23 protein-coding genes are annotated in these 21,851 nt (G+C 71.6%); 10 read left to right on the plus strand and 13 right to left on the minus strand.

What is annotated here, in order from left to right; genetic code table 11:
• Positions 1-19: 19 nt before the first annotated feature.
• Positions 20-487, minus strand: coding sequence for a hypothetical protein (locus tag QC385_RS03255; RefSeq protein WP_279539701.1), 468 nt, complete (start codon positions 485-487; stop codon positions 20-22).
• Between the two features lie 423 nt (positions 488-910).
• Here QC385_RS03255 and QC385_RS03260 point away from each other — a divergent pair, with 423 nt between their 5' ends.
• Together QC385_RS03260 and QC385_RS03265 are read left to right on the plus strand one after the other, a co-directional pair.
• Positions 911-1,612, plus strand: coding sequence for a GAF domain-containing protein (locus QC385_RS03260; RefSeq protein WP_279539702.1), 702 nt, complete (start codon positions 911-913; stop codon positions 1,610-1,612).
• Positions 1,613-1,843: 231 nt separating this feature from the next.
• Positions 1,844-2,326, plus strand: a complete 483-nt coding sequence (locus tag QC385_RS03265) for a Rieske (2Fe-2S) protein (RefSeq protein WP_279539703.1) — start codon at positions 1,844-1,846, stop codon at positions 2,324-2,326.
• Here QC385_RS03265 and QC385_RS03270 read toward each other — a convergent pair.
• Positions 2,313-2,963: a cysteine hydrolase gene (locus QC385_RS03270; RefSeq protein WP_279539704.1), complete on the minus strand. Its 651-nt coding sequence runs from the start codon at positions 2,961-2,963 to the stop codon at positions 2,313-2,315. The two genes, QC385_RS03265 and QC385_RS03270, sit on opposite strands and share 14 nt — an antisense overlap.
• Before the next feature lie 136 nt (positions 2,964-3,099).
• Here QC385_RS03270 and QC385_RS03275 point away from each other — a divergent pair, with 136 nt between their 5' ends.
• Positions 3,100-3,570 (plus strand): pyridoxamine 5'-phosphate oxidase family protein, encoded by a 471-nt coding sequence (locus tag QC385_RS03275; protein ID WP_279539705.1) that lies wholly within the window; start codon positions 3,100-3,102, stop codon positions 3,568-3,570.
• 14 nt (positions 3,571-3,584) lie between these two features.
• Here QC385_RS03275 and QC385_RS03280 read toward each other — a convergent pair whose 3' ends face one another.
• Entirely contained in the window at positions 3,585-4,487 is a 903-nt protein-coding gene (locus QC385_RS03280) for a LysR family transcriptional regulator (RefSeq protein ID WP_279539706.1), read from the minus strand.
• Positions 4,488-4,562: 75 nt separating this feature from the next.
• On the opposite strand from QC385_RS03280, the gene QC385_RS03285 reads away from it, so the two are divergent.
• On the plus strand, positions 4,563-5,615 hold the full coding sequence (locus QC385_RS03285) for a DMT family transporter (RefSeq protein WP_279539707.1): 1,053 nt from the start codon (positions 4,563-4,565) through the stop codon (positions 5,613-5,615).
• On the opposite strand, the gene QC385_RS03290 is transcribed toward QC385_RS03285, so the two are convergent.
• On the minus strand, positions 5,606-6,937 hold the full coding sequence (locus QC385_RS03290) for an aminotransferase class I/II-fold pyridoxal phosphate-dependent enzyme (RefSeq protein WP_279539708.1): 1,332 nt from the start codon (positions 6,935-6,937) through the stop codon (positions 5,606-5,608). The genes QC385_RS03285 and QC385_RS03290 overlap by 10 nt on opposite strands.
• Before the next feature lie 35 nt (positions 6,938-6,972).
• On the opposite strand from QC385_RS03290, the gene QC385_RS03295 reads away from it, so the two are divergent.
• Positions 6,973-7,656, plus strand: a complete 684-nt coding sequence (locus tag QC385_RS03295) for a pyridoxamine 5'-phosphate oxidase family protein (RefSeq protein WP_279539709.1) — start codon at positions 6,973-6,975, stop codon at positions 7,654-7,656.
• Positions 7,657-7,702: 46 nt separating this feature from the next.
• Here the strand turns inward: QC385_RS03295 and QC385_RS03300 are convergent, their stop codons facing one another.
• The 3 genes from QC385_RS03300 to QC385_RS03310 all read right to left on the minus strand — a co-directional run bounded on the left by QC385_RS03300 (position 7,703) and on the right by QC385_RS03310 (position 10,573).
• Positions 7,703-8,650 carry a DMT family transporter gene (locus QC385_RS03300; RefSeq protein ID WP_279539710.1) on the minus strand — a complete coding sequence of 316 codons (948 nt, stop codon included), beginning with the start codon at positions 8,648-8,650 and terminating at the stop codon, positions 7,703-7,705.
• Positions 8,651-8,878: 228 nt separating this feature from the next.
• A complete protein-coding gene (locus tag QC385_RS03305; protein WP_279539766.1) occupies positions 8,879-9,889 on the minus strand; it encodes an EamA family transporter in 1,011 nt (336 codons plus the stop codon).
• A gap of 87 nt (positions 9,890-9,976) precedes the next feature.
• The gene (locus tag QC385_RS03310; RefSeq protein WP_279539711.1) at positions 9,977-10,573 is read right to left on the minus strand and encodes a Clp protease N-terminal domain-containing protein; all 597 of its coding nucleotides are present in this window, start codon (positions 10,571-10,573) and stop codon (positions 9,977-9,979) included.
• A gap of 222 nt (positions 10,574-10,795) precedes the next feature.
• Here QC385_RS03310 and QC385_RS03315 point away from each other — a divergent pair, with 222 nt between their 5' ends.
• Complete coding sequence (locus QC385_RS03315; RefSeq protein ID WP_279539712.1) at positions 10,796-11,224, plus strand: type II toxin-antitoxin system Rv0910 family toxin; 429 nt, start codon at positions 10,796-10,798, stop codon at positions 11,222-11,224.
• Positions 11,225-11,377: 153 nt separating this feature from the next.
• Here the strand turns inward: QC385_RS03315 and QC385_RS03320 are convergent, their stop codons facing one another.
• Positions 11,378-12,007, minus strand: a complete 630-nt coding sequence (locus QC385_RS03320) for a PadR family transcriptional regulator (RefSeq protein ID WP_279539713.1) — start codon at positions 12,005-12,007, stop codon at positions 11,378-11,380.
• A 168-nt stretch (positions 12,008-12,175) separates the two neighbouring features.
• Here QC385_RS03320 and QC385_RS03325 point away from each other — a divergent pair, with 168 nt between their 5' ends.
• Positions 12,176-12,994: a PhzF family phenazine biosynthesis protein gene (locus QC385_RS03325; protein ID WP_279539714.1), complete on the plus strand. Its 819-nt coding sequence runs from the start codon at positions 12,176-12,178 to the stop codon at positions 12,992-12,994.
• A 19-nt stretch (positions 12,995-13,013) separates the two neighbouring features.
• Here the strand turns inward: QC385_RS03325 and QC385_RS03330 are convergent, their stop codons facing one another.
• Both QC385_RS03330 and QC385_RS03335 read right to left on the minus strand, forming a co-directional pair.
• Positions 13,014-13,817: a CPBP family intramembrane glutamic endopeptidase gene (locus tag QC385_RS03330; protein ID WP_279539715.1), complete on the minus strand. Its 804-nt coding sequence runs from the start codon at positions 13,815-13,817 to the stop codon at positions 13,014-13,016.
• 67 nt (positions 13,818-13,884) lie between these two features.
• Complete coding sequence (locus QC385_RS03335) at positions 13,885-15,402, minus strand: glutamate-cysteine ligase family protein (RefSeq protein ID WP_279539716.1); 1,518 nt, start codon at positions 15,400-15,402, stop codon at positions 13,885-13,887.
• Between the two features lie 553 nt (positions 15,403-15,955).
• Between QC385_RS03335 and QC385_RS03340 the strand changes: the two genes are divergently transcribed.
• From QC385_RS03340 to QC385_RS03350, 3 genes are all read left to right on the plus strand, one after another.
• A complete protein-coding gene (locus QC385_RS03340; protein WP_279539717.1) occupies positions 15,956-16,540 on the plus strand; it encodes a hypothetical protein in 585 nt (194 codons plus the stop codon).
• Positions 16,541-16,975: 435 nt separating this feature from the next.
• Positions 16,976-17,182, plus strand: coding sequence for a DUF5999 family protein (locus QC385_RS03345; protein WP_279539718.1), 207 nt, complete (start codon positions 16,976-16,978; stop codon positions 17,180-17,182).
• Positions 17,183-17,385: 203 nt separating this feature from the next.
• Positions 17,386-18,429, plus strand: coding sequence for a LacI family DNA-binding transcriptional regulator (locus QC385_RS03350; RefSeq protein WP_443032828.1), 1,044 nt, complete (start codon positions 17,386-17,388; stop codon positions 18,427-18,429).
• A gap of 432 nt (positions 18,430-18,861) precedes the next feature.
• Here QC385_RS03350 and QC385_RS03355 read toward each other — a convergent pair whose 3' ends face one another.
• The 3 genes from QC385_RS03355 to QC385_RS03365 form a co-directional block, all read right to left on the minus strand.
• Positions 18,862-19,926, minus strand: coding sequence for an endo-1,4-beta-xylanase (locus QC385_RS03355; protein WP_279539720.1), 1,065 nt, complete (start codon positions 19,924-19,926; stop codon positions 18,862-18,864).
• A gap of 88 nt (positions 19,927-20,014) precedes the next feature.
• Positions 20,015-20,779 (minus strand): carbohydrate ABC transporter permease, encoded by a 765-nt coding sequence (locus QC385_RS03360; RefSeq protein ID WP_279539767.1) that lies wholly within the window; start codon positions 20,777-20,779, stop codon positions 20,015-20,017.
• Positions 20,780-20,850: 71 nt separating this feature from the next.
• Positions 20,851-21,849: a carbohydrate ABC transporter permease gene (locus tag QC385_RS03365; RefSeq protein ID WP_279539721.1), complete on the minus strand. Its 999-nt coding sequence runs from the start codon at positions 21,847-21,849 to the stop codon at positions 20,851-20,853.
• Positions 21,850-21,851: the final 2 nt, after the last annotated feature.

Genomic DNA, 21,851 nt, shown 5'->3' on the forward strand with positions numbered 1-21,851 from the left:
GCCGAGCTTGTTGACGCCTTCACAGCACTCCCTCCCCGCCCGCGCGCCTGGACAGCAGCCCGACGAGCTTCCCGCCGGGGGTCTCGTGTGTGGTGGGCGGTGTGTCGGGCCGCATGACCTCGCCCGTCTCCAGCAGCGCCTTCGCCTCGCGCAGGGCGCGGCGCAGATCCTGGCGCTCGTCCTGGCCGGCGAGCCGTGCGGGCAGGGAGCCCGCGGCGTCCTGGGATTCCTTCAGGCGTACGGCCAGTTCGGTGCCCCGGTCGCCGGGCGCCGGGGTGATCCGCGCCTCGATCCGGTCGCCGTACTCCAGCAGCGGCGGCGGCAGCTTCTCGGGCTGGATGTCACCCGGTGCACGGTTGATCGTCACGGTCAGCCAGCGGTCCCCGGCGGCCGGGTCGTCCGGACGCGCCTTCGAGCGCCGCAGGACGACGACGGCTCCGGCGGTGAGCCCCGCGGCCGCCGCTGCCAGTGATTTCCGAGGGGTCATCCGCGGTCACGTCCTTCGTGAGGCAGAGGTGCGGGTAATGATCGGGGTACGTGCGTGCCTGGCATCGTGGCTGTGCCCTCCCTGTGCGCACTGATGAGTGCCGGTGAGTGCCGGTCCGCGACGAGTAACCCTCCGTGTGCGCTGCAACCTCGTCGGAGTAGTGCCGGCGCCCTGCGTACGCACACCGCCCTGGAGGCACGGTCGGCGTTGTCACGGCCAGGTGGGGTACTCCGCGGGCATGGCTCCTCATCGGCAGACGGTGAATCGGCGCACACCGAATCGGCAGACGGTGAATCGGCACACGCCGAACCGGCGCACGCCGAAGACACCTCCCCGGCACGGCCCGCGGGTCACCCCGTTCCGCGTGTGCGCGGCCGGCCGTCCGCCCGCCCTCCCGTCCGTGCCCGATCGGCGGAGGGCCGGATGACGGCCGACGCCGTCAAGGCGGCGCGGCTGGTCGCTGAGGCCGCGGCGAAGGCACCCGCCGAGGAGGTTCCACGGCGGGTGTGCGGGGCGGTGCGCGAAGGGCTCGGGGTGGACGGCACCACCCTGTCCCTGCTCACCGACACCCCTTCCCGCCAGTTGCTCGCCGCCTCGGACGACACTGCGCTCCTGCTGGAGGAGATCCAGTTCACCGTGCTGGAAGGCCCCTGCATCAGCGCCGCGCACTCCGGTGAATCCGTGGCGGTGAACGACCTGCGTGCGGAGCTGACGCCTTGGCCCCTCTTCGGTGCGACCATGCGCGAGAAGCTGCCGCAGGTGGGGTCGGTGTACGCGCTCCCCGTCTTCTTCGGCGACTACGTCCTGGGAACGGTCGACCTGCTGGCGCTTCGCTCCCACGCTCTGGGCAAGGAGGCTCTGGAGGAGGCGTCTCAGGTGGCCGACGCCGTGGCGGCCGCCCTCCTGCCGACCCGCGACATGATCATCACCGGGGCCCAGGCACCGGCCTGGGAGCCCGAAGAGGTCGTCCGCGCCCACTGGTTCGACACCGCCCGTGCCGTCGGCGCCCTGGCGACCCGGCGGAGGATCACCCCCGAGAACGCGCTTGCCCTCATGCGCGCCGAAGCCTTCCGCACCGGCAAGTCACTGTCGGACATCACCAGGGACATCCTGCGGGGTTCGTGAGCCCGGCAACGGCCGGTGCGAGGTCATGACTCCTGTCCTGGACCGGTCGAGGCCGCGACGGTCCTTCCGCCAGCGCCTCGCTACGACGCCCCGGAACCCGACAGCGAACCGACAGCTCCGCTTTACCCATGTCCTTCCCCGGACCGGTCAGGATTTCGGCATCGTCTGAACAGCCGGTCCCCAGGGGCCGTACCTCTCGGCAGATCACGAATCCCCGGAAGGAACGTCAGCATGACCAGCGAATCAGTTCAGCCCAAGTCGGGACCGAGCCGCCGCACTCTCGTGGCGGCGGTGGGCGCGGCAGGGCTCACCGTGGCGCTGACGGCGTGCGGATCCGAGGACGAGCCGTCCGCTCCGTCCACCGAACAGGGTGCGGGCGGCGCGACGAACGAAGGGGGCGGCTCGTCCACCGGAGCGGGAGCCGGCGGTGCGGCCCTCGCCAAGACCGCCGACATCCCCGAGGGAAGCGGCAAGATCTTCAAGGACGAGAAGGTCGTTGTCTCGCAGCCGACCGCGGGCGACTACAAGGCGTTCTCGACGATCTGCACCCACCGGGACTGTCCGATGGTGGATCTCAAGGAGGACATCATCTCCTGCACCTGCCACGGCAGCCAGTTCTCCGTCCTGGACGGCAGTGTGAAGAAGGGACCGGCGGTCGAACCTCTGGCGGCCAAGCAGATCAGCGTGGAAGGCGACTCGATCACGCTCGCCTGACCCCGCGCGGGGGCGCGAGACACGCCAGCACCTCGTCCGTGGTCGCGACCGTGGCGACCAACGCGAGGGTGTGGCGGATCATCGCGGGGGTGTAGTCCGAGGGCACTCCCGCGATGGCGTCCGCCGGGACGACGGCGGTGTAGCCGCGGTTCACGGCGTCGAACACGGCGTTGGGAACGGCCACGTTGGCCGAGACCCCGGTGACGATCAGCGTGCGGCAGCCGAGGTTGCGCAGCAGCGGGTCGACATCGGTGCCCTGGAGGGGCGACAGCCCGTGCAGGCGCCGTACGACGAGGTCCTCGTCGGCGACCTCGATCGGGGCCGCGACCCGCACCGCCGGCGTGCCGGACAGCTGCTGGACGGGCAGGCGTTCGGCGGCCCGGAACAGGCGGGCGTTGCGGCTGGCCCCGCGGCCGTCGGGGCGGCGCTCGGCGATGGCGTGGACGACCTGGACGCCGCCTTCGTGGGCGGCGGCCACCAGTCGGGCGACGTTGGCGAGCACCCCGCCCTCGCGTGCCTGCTCGGCGAGTTCGGGCAGTGCGCTGTCCGCTCCGACGACGCCCTCCTGGCACTCGACGGTGAGCAGCACGGTGGTCCCCGGATCGAGGAGTTCGCTGAGCTCTGCGTGCGCGGGCACGGTTCCCCCTGGGCGCCGGCGGCTGGGCGCGTGAGCGTAACCACCATTGCGCACGGACGGAAGAGAACCCATCCTTTTCTGACGTGATGTCAGAGGATCTCCTCTGACACGACGTGAGAGAAGAAAGAGGGGGAGCATGACCGTCACTCAGCAGCGCCGGGGCCGGAAGATCATGATGACGCCGGGCGAGCTGGACGAATTCCTCACCACGCAGCGCACCTGCCGGGTCGCCACGGTCTCGGCCGACGGCGCCCCGCACGTGAGCACGCTGTGGTTCGCCTGGGACGGCACCTCGATGTGGCTGTACTCGGTCGTGCGCAGCAAACGGTGGACCGACCTGCGGCGCGACCCGCGGGTGGCGATCGTGGTCGACACGGGCGAGGAGTACGACGAGCTGCGCGGCGTCGAACTGTCGGGCACCGTCGAGTTCGTGGGCGAGATCCCGCGCACGGGCGAGCTGCGCGCCGAACTCGACGTCCCGGAGATGCTGTTCGCGCGGAAGAACTTCGGCCTGGAGGAGATGCCGCACGACGGCCGGCACGCCTGGATGCGGCTGACGCCGCAGAAGATCGTCTCCTGGGACTTCCGCAAGCTGGGGGCGCAGTAGCGCAGCGGCCGGGCTCAGCCGAGGCTCTCCCCCGCCGCCTGGAGGGCCTTCACCGCGGCGCGGATCGACGGGCGGCGGTCGGCGTCGGCGCGCCAGACCACGTACACGTGCCGCCGGACCCGCTGTCTGACAGGGACGGTCACGACCCCCGCGGGCACGGGACGGCGGCCGAGCAGCGGGGCGACGCACACGCCGAGGCCCGCGGCGACCAGCGCGAGCTGGGTGTGGGTCTCGGCGGCGCGGTGGCCCACGAGCGGCTCGATGCCCTGCGAGCGGAGCGTGAACATCAGCCACTCGTGGCAGAACTCGCCCTCGCCCCAGGTGATCCACTCGTCGTCGGCGAACTCCGCGAGATCCACCTCGTCCCGCCCGGCGAGCCGGTGGTCCGCGGGCATGGCCACATCGGCGGGGTCGTCCATGATCGGCGCCTTGACCAGGCCGTCGGGCAGCGCCATCGGCTTGTTGTACCAGTCGAGCACCACGGCGAGGTCGAGGTCTCCGCGCACGACCCCGGCGAGGGCGGCCTCCGGTTCCAGCTCGCAGGAGCGCAGCCGGAGCGCGGCATGCCGCTCGCGCAGCGCGGACAGCGCGAGCGGGAACAGGCCGCGGGCGGCCGTCGGGAACGCCGAGAGTCTCAGCTCGCCGACGACCTGTCCGCGCTGCGCCTCCAGGTCGGACTGGGCGAGCTCGACCTGGGACAGGATGCGCGCGGCGTGCTCGGCGAGCAGCCGGCCCGCGTCGGTGAGCCGCACGCCCCGGCCGTTCTTGGCGAGGAGCTGCTGCCCGACCTCCCGCTCCAGCTTGGACATCTGCTGGGAGACGGCGGACGTCGTGATGTGCAGGGCCTCGGCCGCGCCGCTGACCGAGCCGTGCCGGGCGAGGGCGTCGAGGGTGCGCAGGCGTTCCAAGTTCAACATGTAAGCAATGCTACGCAATACCGGGTGTGAAATCTCGATTGTGCTACGAGGTTCTTGCCCGCCATCGTGGTTTCCATGAGCACCGTCACCACTGCCAACCGGGTCGCCACCCCCTCGGGCGACCGCCCCCGTCGCCGCCTCGACTGGCGTCTCCGTTTCGCCGCCCTGTCCCTGATCTGGGGCTTCAGCTTCCTCCTCATCAAGGTGGGCACCGAGGGGTACGCGCCGTTCCAGGTCACGCTCGGACGGCTGGTCTTCGGCACGGCGGTGCTCGCCGCTGCGATGGCGGTACGCCGCGAGCGGCTGCCGCGCGGGGCGCGCACCTGGGGGCATCTGACGGTCGCCGCGTTCCTGCTCAACGCCCTGCCGTTCTCGCTGTTCGCGTACGCCGAGCTGACCATCCCGTCCACGCTGGCGGGCATCTGCAACGCGACGTCGCCACTGTGGGGCATGGCGCTGTCCCTGGTCGCCCTGTCGGAGGACCGCCCGACCCGGGTGCGGGTCGCCGGACTCGGGCTCGGCTTCCTCGGAGTGCTCACGGTGCTGGGCGCCTGGCAGGGCTTCCACGGCCTGGACGCCACCGGCACGGCACTGGCCCTGCTGGCCTCCCTCAGCTACCCGATCGGCTGGATCTACGTCCGCCGCACCCTGGCCGGCACCAGCCACTCGCACCTGTCGATGACCGGCGCGCAGTTGCTGCTCGCCACGGTCCAACTGGCCGTCGTCACCCCACTGTTCACCACCTTGCCCACCAGCCTGTCCGTCGGGCCGCTGCTGGCGATCGCCGCCCTGGGCGCACTCGGCACGGGCCTCGCCGTCCTCCTCCAGTACGGCCTGGTCGCCGAGGTCGGGCCGACGACCGCCCAGATGGTCACGTACTTCATCCCGGTCATCGCCACGGCCGCGGGCGTCGCCCTCCTGGGCGAGTCGCTCACCTGGTCGACACCGGTCGGGGCGGTGATCGTCCTGATCGGCGCGGCACTCACGCAGGTCCGGCCGAAGGGCCGGGGCGTCCGGCGTGCGCGTGGGCGGTTCGGCGGACGACCGCATGTGACCGGCTCGGGACGCCTCGGATGCGATGGCTCGGTCCGGTTCAAGGACACCCCAACCCCGGAGCCTCAGACATAACTCCGCGCCGGCGCCGGCCCCAGGGCCGAGGCGATCGCGTCCGCCAGCGCCTCCGTCTCGTCCTCGGCGAGCGTGGAGACGGTGACCCGGATGCCGGGCGGCGCGCTCAGCCGGAAGCGCGCGCCGGGGGCGACGGCCCAGCCCGCGTGCAGCAGCCGGGCGACGGCGCCGGTCTCGTCCGGCACGGGCACCCACACGTTCATGCCGCTGCGCCCCTGCGCCACGACACCGCGCCGGCCGAGCGCGCCGATCACCGCGTCCCGGCGCCTCCCGTACGCCGCCGCGACCGCGCGCGTGTCCACCACCCCGTCGGCCCACAGCCGCACCAGCGCCCGCTGCATCAGCCGGCTCACCCAGCCGGGCCCGAGCCGCTGCCGGCCATGGACCCGGTCGACGGTGACGGCGTCCCCGGTGAGCAGGGCGAGGCGCAGATCGGGGCCGTACGCCTTGGCGACCGAGCGGACGAACGCCCAGTGCCGGGTGGCTCCGGCCAGCGGATGGAGGGCTACGTCGACGATGCCGTGCCCGTGGTCGTCCTCGATGAGCAGGGTCTCCGGGTGCTCCCGGAGCACGGACCGCAGGGCACGCGCGCGTGCGGCGCTCACCGCGGCTCCGGTCGGGTTCTGCGCCCGGTCCGTGACGATCAGGGCACGCGCCCCGGCCTCCAGCGCCCGCCGTACGTCGTCGACGCACGGCCCCTCGTCGTCGAGGCCGACGGGGACGGTCCGCAACCCGAGCGCCGGGACGAGGTCCAGGGTCCGGCTCCAGCCGGGATCCTCGACGGCGACGGTGTCGCCGGGCTTGAGGTGGGCCGCCAGGACCCGCTCCCCGGCGTCGAGCGCTCCGGAGACCACGGCGAGCGGCCCTTCCGGCACCCCGTCGGCGTCGAACGAGTCCCGGGCGATCCGGGCCAGTTGGGGATCCACGGGCGCCTCGCCGTACAGGACCGGAGCACGGTCGCCCTCGGCGGCCGCCGCCGCGAACGCCGCCGCGAGGGCCGGCAGCAGCGCCGGGTCCGGATTGCCGCTGGACACGTCACGCACGCCTTCGGGGACGTCGACCCTGATGTGGTCCCGCCCGGTCGTGGCCGGAGCGGGCCGCACCCGGCTGCCGCGCCGGCCCGCGGTCTCGATGACCCCGCGCTCCCGCAGGATCCGGTACGCGGCCGCGACCGTGTTGGGATTCACCCCCAGCCGCTCCGCCAACTCCCGCATGGGCGGCAGTGGTTGGCCGGGGCGCAGCTCACCGCTCCCCACCGCCCGCTCGATGCTCGCGGAAATGTCCGCTGCGCGACGCCCGCTGATCCGATACTCTCCTAGCACAAAACAGATTATGCACTAATGCAATGGAGACCGCCATGCAGGGGACCCCGCAGACGCCGTCGCGACCCGCCGCCTACGCCCCCACCGACCGCACCGTCCCCACCCGCGCGCCGGACCGGGCCTCGTACGACAGGGAACTGGTGCACTCGATACTCGACGAGGCCTACGTCTGCCATCTGGGCTTCGTCCGCGACGGCGCGCCGGTCGTGCTGCCCACGCTGTACGCCCGGGTCGGCGAGCGGCTCTATGTCCACGGGTCGACGGGCTCGCGCCCGCTGCGGGCGGCCGGCCAGACCGACCCGGGTCTCCCGGTCTGCCTGACCGTCACGCACGTCGACGGGCTGGTCCTGGCCCGTTCGGCCTTCCACCACTCGATCAACTACCGCTCCGTGGTGGTGCACGGCGTCGCCCACGACGTGACGGACCCCGAGGAGAAGCGGCAGGCCCTGGACGCCCTGGTCGACCACGTCGTGCCGGGCCGTTCCGCCGACTCGCGGCCGGCCAACAAGAAGGAGCTGGCCGCCACCGCGGTGCTCCGCCTCGACCTGGACGAGGTCTCCGCCAAGCTGCGCACCGGCGGCGTGAACGACGAACCGGAGGACCTCGGCCTGCCGCACTGGGCCGGTGTGGTCCCGGTGCGCAAGACCTACGGCACTCCGATCGCCGACCCCGACCTGGCCCCCGGCACCGAGCTGCCCGAGTACCTGAGGGCGCGGTAAGGGGCGCGGGGAGCCGCGCAACCGGCCGCAGCTCCCCGCCCGGTGGTCACACCAGCATCACCGGCTCCTTGGCCCTTACGCCGCGCGCCTCCCCCACCGCGAGCCCCGCGACCGAGCCCAGCATCAGCGAAGTCCCGGCCAGCGTCGCCGCCGTGAGGTGCTCACCGAGCAGGACGACGGCGAGCACCGCCGCGCTCACCGGCTCCAGCAGCATGATCACCGAGACGGTGGCCGACCGTACGACGGCAGCACCAGCGAAGTAGAGGCCGTAGGCAAGGGCCGTGGGGACGGCGGCGACGTACGCCAGCAGGGCCAGAAGCCGGCCGGGGTCCTCGGTGTGCGGCAGCAGCCCCTCGGACAGGGCGAACGGCAGCAGGCACAGGCTCGTGACGGCGAAGGCCCCGACGGTCGTCCGGGACGCGTCGGCCCCGCCGCCACGCCCCCACCGGCGGATGAGCAGCGTCATCACGCTGTACCCGGCCGCGGACAGCAGCGCGAGCAGCACACCCCACGGGCGCACGGTCGTACCCCCGCCGCCGAGGACGAGGACCGCGAGCCCGGTGAGCGCGCCCGCGACGGCGACGGTTCCGCCCCGGCCGAGGCGCTCGGCCAGCGTCAGCCGGGCACCGAGCGCGATGAACACCGGTCCGGCGCCCAGGGTGACGACCGTGGCGACGGCGAGGCCGGTGGCGGAGACGGCCGCGAAGTAGGCCGTCTGGAAGACCGCGAGCCCGATTCCGGTGACGCCGGCTCGCAGCGTCCGGCGGCCCAGCGGCTCCCGTACGGCGGCCCGGGCGCGCGGCCGGACGAGGCGGACGGCGAGCAGCAGCACGAGTCCGGCGGCGCAGCGCCAGAAGGAGAGGGCGACCGGGCCCATGTCACTGGCCCGGTAGACCAGTGATGCGGCCGCGCCCGCGGTGCCCCAGGCGACACCGGCGACGATCAGATAGAGGAGGCCTCGCCCTACGGGCAGGCCGGAGGCAGTGTTCGACACGTGTTCTCTCCGCAGACGCGCACGGCGCGCCGCGCGGGATCGGCGGCGGCTGGTGCGCGGAAGTTCGGGAAGGGCCCCGGATCACGTCGGATCAGCGGGGGCCGCGGACTTCGTCTGCGGGCAGCACCGTTCGGCCCGGCGGTGACACGCCGGGCGCGGATTCCGGAGGGCCCGCCTCAGGCGGCCGGAGGCGGAAGAACGAGTGCGTTCGAAGGCATGATCGGCAGCTTATGCGGCCCTGCCGGGCCGGGACAACGTCCTTTCCGGGCCGCCGCTCGCCACCGGCTGTCCGGAGCCCTTCGAGGGCGTCGAGGACTGTGCGATGAACGCGCCCCCCAGCACGATCACGCCACCGGCGAGCTGCGGCGCCGACAGGTGCTCACCCAGCAGGATCCAGGCCAGGACGGTCGCGATGACCGCTTCGAGACAGGCCACGACACCGGCGACCTGCGGGGAGAGCCGCCGCACGGCGAGCACGCCGGTGATGTACGCGACGACCGTGGCGACGAGGACGATCCAGGCCAGCAGGGCGAACGCGGCGACGGGCGTGCCGTCCATGCGCGCGGTGCCCGTGAGCACGGACCAGTCCATGTTCCAGGGGCGGGCGACGACGGTCAGCACGGCCGCGCCGACGAGCAGGCCGTAGGCGATGACGCCGAGCGGGTCGGGCGCCTCGTCCCCGGCGTCGCTGCCCTGGTCGGACAGGACGAAGTAGCCGACCTGGCAGCAGGCCGCGCCGAGTGCGAGCAGCAGTCCCAGGGCGTCGAAGCCGAGCCCCGACCACACCTCGACGACGCACGCGAGTCCGCCGACGGCGAGGACGACACCGACGGCCGCGGCACGCGTCACGGGCCGCCGCTGCACGAACCGCACCCAGCCCAGGACCAGGGCGGGCGCCAGGTACTCGATGAGCAGCGCCACCCCGACGGGGATACGGGAGAGCGCCGCGAAGTAGCAGGCCTGGACACCGGCGACGGCCAGCAGCCCGAACCCGACGAGCAGTGCGGGCCGGCGGCGCAGCAGCGCGCGGTGGCGCACGGCGAGCGGCAGCATCACCAGGGCCGCCCCGGCCACACGCAGCCACACCACGTGCAGCGGGTCCAGGCCCGCCTCGATCAGCGGCTTGGCCGCGACACCGGATCCGCCGAAGGCGACCGCGGACAGGAGCGCGAGGCCGAGGCCCACACCCTTGCCGTGCCTGGGGATGCTGGGGCTGCTGTCAGACGTACGCACCGGCACATGATGACAGGCCATGACAGGAGCGTCATCCCTTATGGCACCTGTCCCATTCTCCGGACGCGAGAAGCGGCTCGGCAGTGGACCCGGTCAGTGGGCGCCTTCGCCGCTCACGCACTCCTGGGACCGGTGCGCGCGCTCCTCGGACCGGTCGAGGTCTTCCTGAGGCCGCGCGGACCAGCCTTCGAGCCGGGCGAGCACCGCGTGCGGGTCGATCCCGGCACGTCGGAGCACCTCGACCGCGCGCGACTGCGAGTCGACGACGATCGCCGCGAGCAGGTCGACACCGCGGGCCGGTCCCCCGTGCAGCGCGGCACGTCCGCGGGCGTACTCCATCGAGGCCGCGGCCAGCGGCGAGAAGCCCGCGGTCTCCGTCACGACGGGGACGGCGCCGGAGTCCTCGTCGTGACTCTGCCAGCGCAGGCCGTATCCGATGCTGCGCTGGACGAGATAGCCGAGCAGCCGCGCGATCTGCGGCCCCTCGCCGACGACGGCACGCGCCTCGGGGTCGGACTCCAGCAGCGAGTGGAGCAGATGGGCGGTGTCGATCTGCCGGTCAGCGTCCCTGACCGCTCTCCGGCGGGCACCGGTGACCACCGATGCCAGCTCGTCACTGAGCCTGGCATCGTTCTCCGCGCGGTGGATGCCGTGCTCATGCGCCGAATGGCGGGGGATGCGGGGTTGCACACCCCCTACCCCATCAGTCCCGAGGGGCCGGGTCATCCTCGGAGCGGAGCATCTTCGCGTCCCACGGAAAGTGGACACCGCAGGCCGGAATCTCCTCCTTACGGAGGACATCAGGTCGTTTCACCGGGCATCCCGGAGCGCTGACGGTTCATCAGTATTGAACATTGGGGCCGTCGCGGCTACGTTCCGCGACATCCCAGCCCGACGTGAAGAGGTGGTCGCATGGCCGAAGTCAGCGCGGAGTCACACATCGGGGCGCCGGCCGAGAAGGTGTGGGCCAGGCTCACGGACTGGTCCGCGTACGGCGAGTGGAACGCGACCCACACGAGCTTCCCGTCGGGCGGTCCCGAGCCCCTCGAAGTGGGCGCCACGTTCCAGGAGAACATGCGGCTCATGAACTTCCCGGCCGAGGTGGAGTGGACCGTCGAGACGCTGGAACCGGCCCGGGTGCTCGCCATCCGCGGCAAGGGCCCGATGGGCGTGACCGTCGCGACGCGCTACACCCTCACACCCGACGGCGACGCGACGACGGTGCGCATCGACGGCGAGTTCACGGGTGCGACGGTGTCGCTGATGGCGGGCAGACTCAAGGACTCGGCCACGGCCGCCCTCAACGAGTCGCTGCGCAAGCTGGACGGCCTGGTGACCTGACACCCCGGGCACCGGCGGCACACACCCGGCACAGGCCGAGGCGCCCCGTGGATCACTCCACGGGGCGCCTGCTCAGCACCGCGCTCGGACGACGCTCGATCTCTCGGGCTTCATCAGCCCTCGTCAGGCCGCGTCAGCCCTCGTCACCACTCATCAGTCCTCGTCGGCGAGGATCAGATACAGCTTCTTGCGGGCTTCGTTGATGACGCCGAGCGCCTTCTCCCGCTGCTCCTTGCTGCCGGTCTTCCAGACCTGGCCGAAGGCCTCCATGAGACCGAAGCCGGCCTGGCGGATCTCGCCGAGAGCCTCCCAGTCGACACCGCGGGAAGCCTCCTCCCAGGGCGCCTCGGGCCCCTCTTCGGCCGCGGCGCGGCCCGCGTCGGTGAGCGCGAACAGCTTCTTGCCGCCCTCGGACTCACTCGCGATCAGGCCTTCGTCCTCCAGCAGCTGGAGGGTGGGATACACCGAGCCGGGACTGGGCTTCCACGCCCCGCCACTGCGCTCGGCGATCTCCTGGATCATCTCGTAACCGTGCATCGGCCGGTCCTTGAGCAGGGCCAGGATCGAGGCCCGTACGTCACCGCGCCGCGCCCTGCCCCTCGGCCCGCCTCGCCCTCGTCCGCCCCAGGGCCCGGGACCGAAGCCCGGGCCTCCGGGCCCGCCCCAGCCGGGACCGCCCGGCCCGAAGGGCCCGAAGGCCGCACGCAGCCCCTCGAAAGCGCCCCGGCCGCCGTGCCGGGGTCCGCCGTGGCCATGCCCGTGCTCGAATCCGTGAGTATGCATCGCAAACACTCTCCATTCCATCGTTGATCTGTCGCGATACCTCAACGATATATCGGTAGTGTTTGGGATGGCAAGGCCCGGCCCGGGGCCACACGCACGGGGAAAACCGGGCCAGTACTAGCGAATTGGCCTTGGCCTGCCGCTTCAGCGAACCTCTAGCGTCCGGGCATGCGGATTCACATCGTCGACGCCTTCACCGATCGCCCCTTCTCCGGCAACCCGGCCGGGGTCGTTCTCCTGAACGACCCGGACGCCTTCCAGGACGACACCTGGCTCCAGAACATCGCCCTCGAGGTCAACCACTCCGAGACGGCCTTCGCCCGTCCCCTCCCCGAGGGCGGCGAGGCCGACTGGGCGCTGCGCTGGTTCACACCGGCCGCGGAGGTCGCGATGTGCGGTCACGCGACCCTGGCCACCGCCCACGTCCTGCACACCACCGGCACCCACGAGGGCCCGGTACGGTTCGCCACCCGCAGCGGCGTCCTCCTCGCCACGCCCGCCGAGGACGGCTCCGTCACGCTGGACTTCCCGACGGCTCCGCTCACCCGGGTCGACCCGCCGGACGGCCTCGCCGAGGCCCTGGGCACCGAGCCGCTCACGGTCCTCGACACCGGCCCGAACGTCGGCGACCTGCTGGTCGAGGTCGCCGACGAGAAGACGGTGCACGGCCTCGGCCCCGACCTCAGGGCCCTCGCCGCCCACTCCGAGCGCGGCGTCATCGCCACGGCTCGCGCGGACGACCCCGACCGGGGTTACGACTTCGTCTCGCGCTGTTTCTTCCCGAACGTCGGCATCGACGAGGACCCGGTGACCGGCAGCGCCCACACGGCGCTCGCCCCGTTCTGGTCCGCGCGCCTCGGCAGCCCCCACCTCACCGGCCTCCAGGCCTCGCCCCGCTCCGGCCGCGTCCGCACAGAGCTGCGCGGCGACCGCACCCTGCTGACCGGCCGGGCCGTCACCGTCATCGAGGGCGAGCTGCTGGCCTGAGACACCCTTGCCAGGCCTCTCACGCCGTCGGCAGCCAGCCGACCTTGCCCGCCAGCAGGGCGTATCCCACGAAGGCACCGATGTCGAGCAGCGAGTGGGCCACCACCAGCGGGCCCACTCGCCCCCAGCGGCGGTACAGGTAGACGAACACCACGCCCATGACCATGTTGCCGATGAAGCCGCCGATGCCCTGGTAGAGGTGGTACGAGCCGCGCAGGACCGAGCTGCCCACCAGCGCGGCCATCGGCGTCCACCCCAGCCGGTCGAGGCGGCGCAGCAGGTAGCCGACGACGATGACTTCCTCCAGCACCGCGTTCTGGATCGCCGAGAGGATCAGCACGGGGTACTTCCACCACACGTCGGGCAGCGCCTCGGGCACCACGGTGAGGTTGAAGCCGAGGCCCCGGACGGCCAGGTAGAAGGCGATTCCGGTGCTGCCGATGGCCGCCGCGATCGCGGCCCCGCGGCCGAGGTCGGGCCAGGGCCGGGTGCGGTCGAAGCCGAGGCTGCGCAGGCTCGCGCCCTCGCGCAGCAGGAAGTGCGCGACGAGCACGACGGGCACGAGCGCGGTGGTGATTCCGAAGAGCTGCCAGGCCAGGTCGAGCCAGGGACGGCCGGGCGCGGCCGAGGCGTTCAGGGTCGCCGCCTGGTCCTTCAGCCCGCCGGGCTTGGTGACCGAGCCGATGAAGCTGATCAGGGCGGAGACTCCGCTCGCACCCAGCGAGAGGGCCAGCACGAGCAGCGTCTCGTTGCGGAGCATCCGCCGTGAGAGCCGCTGCTGGGGAATGGAATCGTCGGCCACCGGGCCCGCCTCCGCCTGCACACCTGCCTCCACTTCACCGACCTGTCGGATCAGTATGAGGGCAGCGGGACATCGGCCCGGCGGCGCATCAGCCCAACGGCACCGGCTCCGGCGACCCCACGGGCCAGGTGTGCACCGGCTCCCCCTTGTGCATCAGCTCCCGGTAGCGCCGGGTCGTGGCCGCCAGTGCGGCGTCCCTCGGGTGGCCCGCGTCCAGCGCCTTGTGGAAGGTCGCGGCCTGCCAGCTCGCCCCGTTCACCCTGCGCCGGCACCGCTCCTCGATCACACCCAGGTACAGATCACGGTCGGCCGGCTCCACGCCCCACGCGTCCAGCCCGGCCTCGGCGAGCGGCAGCAGCTCGTCGCGGACCAGGCTCACCGCGTCGACCTGCGTGGTCCCGCCGTAGCGGCCGCGCCGGGGCCAGGTGAAGCGGGCGTCGATGCCGTCCTTGCACGCGGCGTCGAAGTTGGCGGCGGCCGCCTCGAACGGCAGCCGGGACCACACCGGCCGGGCCTCCTCGGCGAGGGCGCGGACGACGCCGTAGTAGAACGCGGCGTTGGCCACGACGTCGATGACGGTCGGTCCCGCGGGCAGGACGCGGTTCTCCACGCGCAGGTGGGGGACCCCGTCGGCGATGCCGTAGACCGGGCGGTTCCAGCGGTAGACCGTGCCGTTGTGCAGGACGAGCTCGGCGAGGCTCGGGACGCCGCCCTGGTCGAGCACCTCCAGCGGGTCCTCGTCGTCGCAGATCGGCAGCAGCGCCGGGTAGTAGCGCAGGTTCTCCTCGAACAGGTCGTACGCCGAGCTGATCCAGCGCTCCCCGAACCACGTGCGCGGCCGGACGCCCTGGGCCTGGAGTTCGGGCGGGCGGGTGTCGGTGGACTGCTGGAACAGCGGGGGCCGCGACTCGCGCCACAGCTCACGGCCGAAGAGGAAGGGCGAGTTGGCGCCGACGGCGATCTGTGCGGCGGCGACCGCCTGGGCCGCGTTCCACACGTCGGCGAAGCGGGCCGGCGTGACCTGGAGGTGCAGCTGCACGGAGGTGCAGGCGGCCTCCGGCGCGATGGACTTGGACGTGCAGCTCAGGTGCTCCACGCCGGCGATGTCGAGGGTGAACTCCTCGCCGCGGGCGGCCACGATCTGATCGTTGAGGAGGGTGTAGCGGTCGACGTCGGAGAGGTTCGACGACACCAGGTCGTCCCGGTCCAGGGTCGGCAGAATGCCGATCATCACGATTCCCGCGTCGACCTCGCCGGCTTTCCGGTCAGCATATGCCAGTGACGTACGGAGCTCCTCGGCGAGCCGGTCGAATACCCGGCCACCCAAACGGTGTGGAGGAATGTTGACTTCCAGGTTGAACATGGCGAGTTCTGTTTGGAAATCGCGGCTCGCGATACGTTCCAGGACTTGCGCGTTCAACATTTTCGGCATGCCGTCGGTGCCCGCGAGATTCAACTCGATCTCCAGCCCCATGAGGTTCTTGGGGCGATCGAACCGCTTCTCCGCCAGGAGTCGCTCCAAGCCCGTCAGACACCGACGGAGCTTGTCGCGGTAGCGCTGGCGATCGGACAGGTCGAACCGGCCTGCCACGACCTTCTCCCCCATCGAAGCGTCCCTCCTCGGATGATGCGGGGCCGAAGATCCGGCCGCCGGGGTCCCGGTCAGGTGGAGGATGCCCAGCGAAAGCGATCGATAACGTCCCGGGCGGACCCGCCGACCGCTACGCTGGTCACGTATGACCGGTGGCACATTCACTCGGCATGACACACAGGCCGGGTTTTTCGGGTAGTGCGGACTCGTGAAAAACGCCAACGAGAATGGGCCGACCGCCGCGGGGGCATTCGCCGAGGTCATCGCCGCACACCCCGCGTGGAATCGGGATAATTCTCGCGTATCGCCGACCGAATGTACCCTTGTTCTACTCACCGGAAACGGCTAGACGAAACACAGTCCGAACCCGTGTCGTATAAACTCCGCGAACAAGGCAGAAGGTTGGCGCCCACGGTCGATGGGTCATGCCGTCGAGGCGATGTTCGGCGGACCCCACCCCCTCTCGTTCTTGAGACCCTGGCCCCTGCCTCTCTGACCCCCGTGAGCTGACAGCGCCGTCCGCCCCCGCCCTCGTGCCGCCGTGCCTTTGAATGAGAGGCGACCCACCATGCCGCTGCATGTCCCGCCGGCTCCCGCGCCCGCACTCCGTTCCGTCCTCACTGCGCTCTCCTCTCCCACCGCGGTTCGCGAGGCCCGAACTCCCTCCCTGCTCCGCGCCCAGGGGCCCGCCACTCCCGAGCTCCCCCTGCCCGTCCACGTCCTCGACCGGGTCACGGCAGAGGGCGTGTCGGCCACCCGGCTGACCGGGTGGCGCTTCCTGATCCGCATCGGCGACCGCGCGGTGGCCGCGGCGGAGACCATGCTGACTCCCGACGGCTGGGCCTTCTCCCGCTTCTTCGAGGGCCCGTACATCACCTCCACCGAGCGCGCCCTGCGCCAGGCCGAGACGATGCCGCAGCCGTACCAGCCCCGGCTCCTCTCCGTACCCGGCCTGTACATGCTGACGCTCTGGCTGCACGAGGACTGCACCGCCGACGGCGCCACCGGCCATCCCGCCGCCACCGATCTGCTCGTCCCGCTGGCCCCCGCACCTCCCGGCATCGCGGCCCATCGCCCGCACCGCGTCGCCGAACTGCTTCCGGTGCTGACCCACCGGGTGACTCCCACGCGACTGCTCGGCTCACCCGCCTGAAGCACCGCGCCCCGAAGCTCTCCGCACCCCGTCGCCGAATTCCCCGGCGGCGGGGTCGCCCCTTTTTCCCGCTCGGAAGCGCACACTATGAGTTCGCCCGTACGAGCGTCCTTTTGATTTTGCTCGTACGAGCGCCTGATGGCTCGTACGAGCTGTTATGGACCACCTGCTCGATCGGACTAGCCCTATTCGGCCACCACGAACCATCCGAAGTGACAGTGCAGTTGGGCTGAACCGTCCGCGCGGGTGATGCGTCATGAACCTGTGAGAAGCCGTGCCGCGAAATCCCTGCGGATCGACGCCCGTAGGGCAACACTGGGTTCCGACGACTTATCACAACGGGGGGCGGCCATGAACGACACTTCTAGCCGCGGAACAGACACGACAACCGACTCAGCCATCCCATCCACCACGACACAGCGAGAGATCCCACCCATGTGCCAGCACCAGAATCCGTGCCCGTCAGCCGAATCCGCCGACCGGGAATCCGCCCGTCTCGTGGCGCACCACCCGGAGCAGGGCTGGAGCCTGCTGTGCAACGGCGTGGTGCTCTTCGAGGACACCGGCGAGCTCCTGCCGGACGGCCGGGTCATCGACCCGCACCGTCCGCTGGCCTCCAGCCAGGTGATGACGGCCGCCTGAGGCCGCCGGGGCGGCGTGCGTACCGCCCGCAGACATGAGGGGCCGGCCGCAGGACACTCTGCGAACCGGCCCCGACGCGTGTCCGGGTGCCGTCACTCCCCGTCACCTCCCGCGACGTCCCGTTCATGCCCGCGCACAGCCTTCCCACGGATCCCTGTTTTCCGGAAGACTCCTGGAAGTTTCGGGGTCACCCGTCGACGGAGGTGGGGCAAGTGGCAGCAAGTGAGGCCGAGTCCGCGGGCAAGGTCACGATCACGGAGATCGCCCGGCAGGCCGGCGTGTCCGTGCCGACCGTGTCGCGGGTCGTCAACGGCCGGTCCGACGTGTCGCCGCAGACCCGGGCCCGCGTCGAGGACCTGCTGCGCCGGCACGGCTACCGCAAGCGTCCCGCGGCCCCGGGAACCCGTGCCGCCCTGCTCGACCTGGTCTTCAACAACCTCGACAGCCCCTGGGCCGTGGAGATCATCCGCGGGGTCGAGGAGGTCGCGCACGCGGCCGGGGTCGGCACGGTGGTGTCGGCCATCCACGGGCGATCGGGCGACGCCCGCGAGTGGATGCGCAACCTCCGGGCCCGAGCCTCCGACGGCGTCATCCTCGTCACCTCGGCCCTGGAGCCCACGCTCCACGAGGAACTGCGCATTCTCGGCGTCCCGCTCGTCGTCGTCGACCCGGCGGGCTCGCCCGCCCTGGAGGCGCCCACCATCGGTGCCGCCAACTGGTCGGGCGGCATGGCGGCCACCGAGCACCTGCTGTCCCTCGGCCACCGCCGGATCGGCCTGATCGCCGGGCCGCCGCGGCTGCTGTGCTCCCGGGCCCGGCTGGACGGCTACCGCGCGGCACTGGAGGGCGCCGGCATCGCCATGGACGAGTCCCTCGTCGTGCCCGGCGACTTCCGCCCCGAGTCCGGCTTCAGCGCCTGCGACACCCTGCTCGGCCTGCCCGAGCCGCCGACGGCCGTGTTCGCGGCCAGCGACCAGATGGCGCTCGGCGCGATCGAGGCACTGCGCCGACGCGGGCTGCGAGTACCGCAGGACATGAGCGTGGTCGGTTTCGACGACCTTCCGGAAGTCCGCTGGTCGGCTCCGCCGCTGACCACGGTCCGGCAACCCCTGGCCGACATGGGCAAACTGGCCGCCCGCACGGTCCTCCGACTCACCCGCGACGAACAGCCCGGCTCACCGCGGGTGGAACTGGGCACGGACCTGGTGATCCGGGCCAGCACGGCGCCTCCGGCGGGGAGAACCTGAGGAATCCGCCTGCGGGGGGCGGCGGAAGCCGGCCGGGGTGCCGGGGCCCGGCATTGACGGGTGCGCGGCCCGGCTCGACGAGGGGCGTGGCTCAGTACCGACGGGAGCGCTGGCCCGGCCTCGATGAGGGGCGTCGCCCCGTACCGACGGGAGCGCAAGCGGTGCCAACGAAAGCGCGCCCCAGCGCCGCGGGGATCGAGGGCCCGCCCCCGACGGGAACGCAGGACCGGCACCGACGAGAGCGCGGCCCAGTGCTGGGCAGGGCCCGGACCCAGCACCCGCGAAAGCCGCCCAGCCCCGCCCGACGGCCCAACCGGGCGCGACCCACCGCCCGCCAGAGCCGACTCGCCCCGGCACACCCGCGCAGCACCCAGCGCCCAGCACCCAGCACCCAGCACCCAGCGCTCCGTACGGCAGGTCGCCCCCGCCTCCCTACCTCCCTCCGAGCGCCTCACGGAGCGCGAAGTACGCCGGCTTGGGGGCCAGCTGTTCGTCCCACGGCAGGGCCGCGCCCTCGCCAGGGAAGAACGCCGGGATCCACGAGTACTTGTCCGTGTAGTCCCAGAGGGTGATGCCGACGCAGCGGCGCACCGCCAGGCAGGCCTCGGTCAGGTCCCGGTACCACTCGGCCTGCTGGGCCAGCTTCTCCTCGGTCGCGGGCAGCTGCATCCGGATGTCGACCTCGGTGAGCGATGTGTCGAGGCCGAGCCGGGAGAAGCGACGGAGGTTGTCCTCCAGGGTCGTCGGATAGCCGTACTGGAGGGCCAGATGGGCCTGGAGGCCGATGCCGTGCAGCGGGACGCCCTTGGCCTTCAGTTCCTTGGCCAGCTTGTAGTACGCGTCGCTCTTCGGACCGATCGCTTCGATGTTGTAGTCGTTGAGGTACAGCTTGACGCGCGGATCGGCCTGGTGCGCCCAGCGCAGCGCGTCGGCGATGTAACCGGGCCCGAGCGTCTTGTAGAAGACCGACTCGCGGTACGTACCGTCCTCGTTGAACGCCTCGTTGACGACGTCCCAGGCGAAGACCTTGCCACGGTAGTGCCGTACCTCGGCCTGGACGTGCTTCTTCAGCACGGCTCGCAACTCCCGGGCCGTCCACTCCCGCTCCGTGAGCCACCCGGGCAGCTGGCTGTGCCAGACCAGGGTGTGGCCGCGCACCTTCTGCCGGTTGGCGCGGGCGAGGTTCACGATCTCGTCGCCCTGGGAGAAGTCGAACACGCCCTGCTGGGGCTCGGTCGCGTACCACTTCATGCCGTTGCCGGGCGTGATCTGGTCGAACTCGCTGCCGAGGAGGGCCTTGTACGGCTCGTCGACGAGCTCGGGGTTGTCGGTGGCGCTGCCGAAGTAGCGGCCGTGCCGGTGGGCGAGGTCCGCGAGGGTCGGTTCCTTGCCGTGCCGCTCGTCCGCCTGTGCCGTCGGCCCGGTGGCGATGCCGCCGAGCATCAGCGCGGCGGCGAGCGCCCCGGCGAGTCTGAGCCGTGTAGCGGTCTTGCGCATGGTGCGACTCCTCACGATCGAAACGGGGTCCCCCTGCTCGGGCGAAGCCGAGAGCTGGGGCGGGTGAGCCGTACGTCCGCGGCGCGCGTCAGCCCTTCGTCGCGCCGGCGGTGAGGCCGCCGACGAGCTGACGCTCGGCGACCGAGTAGAAGGCGAGGGCGGGGACCATGGCCAGCACCAGATAGGCGAAGACCTTGGCGTACTCCGCGGAGTACTGCCCCTGGAACTGCTGCACGCCGATCGGCAGCGTCCACCATTGCGCCTCGGTGAACACCAGCAGCGGCAGGAAGAAGTTGTTCCAGCTGGTGACGACGGCCAGCACGGAGACGGTGCCGAGCGCGGGCCGCGCCATCGGCAGCAGCACCCGCCAGAAGAAGCCGAACGAGCTGCATCCGTCGAGCGTCGCCGCCTCCTCCAGCTCGCCGGGGATCTGCCGGAAGAAGCCGCGCAGGATGATGATGGTCATCGGCAGTCCGAAGGCCGCCTGCGGGAGGATCACGCCGAGCGGGTTGTCAAGCAGGCCCAGCGAGCGCAGCAGCAGGAACAGCGGCAGGGCCGCCACCGCGAACGGGAACATCAGCCCCATCGTGAACAGCGTGAACAGCACCTCCCGGCCGCGGAAGGCGAACCGCGCGAAGGAGAAGGCCGACAGCGCGGAGACCGCGACGACCAGGACGGTCGTGCCCACCGCGATCAGCGTGCTGTTGCCGATCAGCCGCCAGAAGTCCCCCGAGCCGAGGATCTGGGTGTAGTTGGAGGTCACCCACGACTCGGGCAGGCCGACCGGGTTGCGGGAGAGCTCGTCGGTGGACTTGAAACCGGAGAGCGCGGCGTAGAGCAGGGGGACGGCCATGACCGCGCCGACGAGGACCAGGACGAGGTGCAGAGGGAGGTTCCGGCCCCTGCGGGATGTCCGACTGTGCGTCACTTTCCGTCTCCCCGCATGGTCGTGGTGGCCCCTTCCAGGTCGCGCCGGAGCACGAACCGCTGGTAGGCGAGGGCGAAGACGAGACTGATGCCGAACATGACCACGCTGATCGCGCTGGCGTAGCCGACCTGGTAGCGCTTGAACCCGTACTGGAACATGGTCACGGCCATGGTCTCGGAGTGGTGGTCCGGTCCGCCCGCGGTCGTCACCCACACCAGGTCGAAGAGCTGGATGGCGCCGATGACCGACAGGAAGACGCTGATGCGCAGGGTGGGCGCGAGCAGCGGCAGCGTCACGTTGCGGAAGCGCTGCCAGGGGCCGGCCCCGTCGATGAGGGCCGCCTCGGTCAGCTCCCTGGGGACGGCCTGGAGCCCGGCCAGGTACAGCATCATGTGGAAGCCGAAGTACTTCCAGGTCATGACGAGGAACAGGGTCGCCATGACGGTGGACGGATCGGCGAACCACTCCCCGCCCAGCCCGTCCAGTCCGATCTTGCCGAGGACCTGGTCGGCGAAGCCGTCGTCCGGCGCGAAGATCATGCCGAAGAGGATTCCGGTGATGGCCTCGGACAGGACGTACGGCGCGAAGAACAGCATCCGGTAGACCGCCCGGCCGCGCATCCGCTGGTTGAGCAGGACGGCCATGGCGAGCGCGAACGGCAGTTGGACGACGAGCGACAGCACGACGAGGACCAGGCAGCGCCACAGGTCGCCCAGGAAGATCTCGTCCTGGAAGAGCCGGGTGAAGTTCTCGCCGCCGATGTAGTCGGTGGGCATGCCGAAGCCGCCCCAGCGGAAGAACGCGGCGTACAGCGCGAACAGCATCGGCAGCAGCACGAGCCCCATGAACAGCACCAGCGCGGGCAGTTGGAAGCCGGTCGCGGTCAGCCAGTTCAGCGTCCGCCGCCGGGCCCGGCTCCGGGCCCGGTCCTTGGCCGGGGGCGGCGGGCCGGCGTCGCGGCCGGTCCGTTTGTCCGGCAGGTACGTGGAGGTCATCG

The organism is Streptomyces sp. DH10 (assembly GCF_029813805.1).
GTDB lineage: Bacteria > Actinomycetota > Actinomycetes > Streptomycetales > Streptomycetaceae > Streptomyces > Streptomyces coeruleofuscus.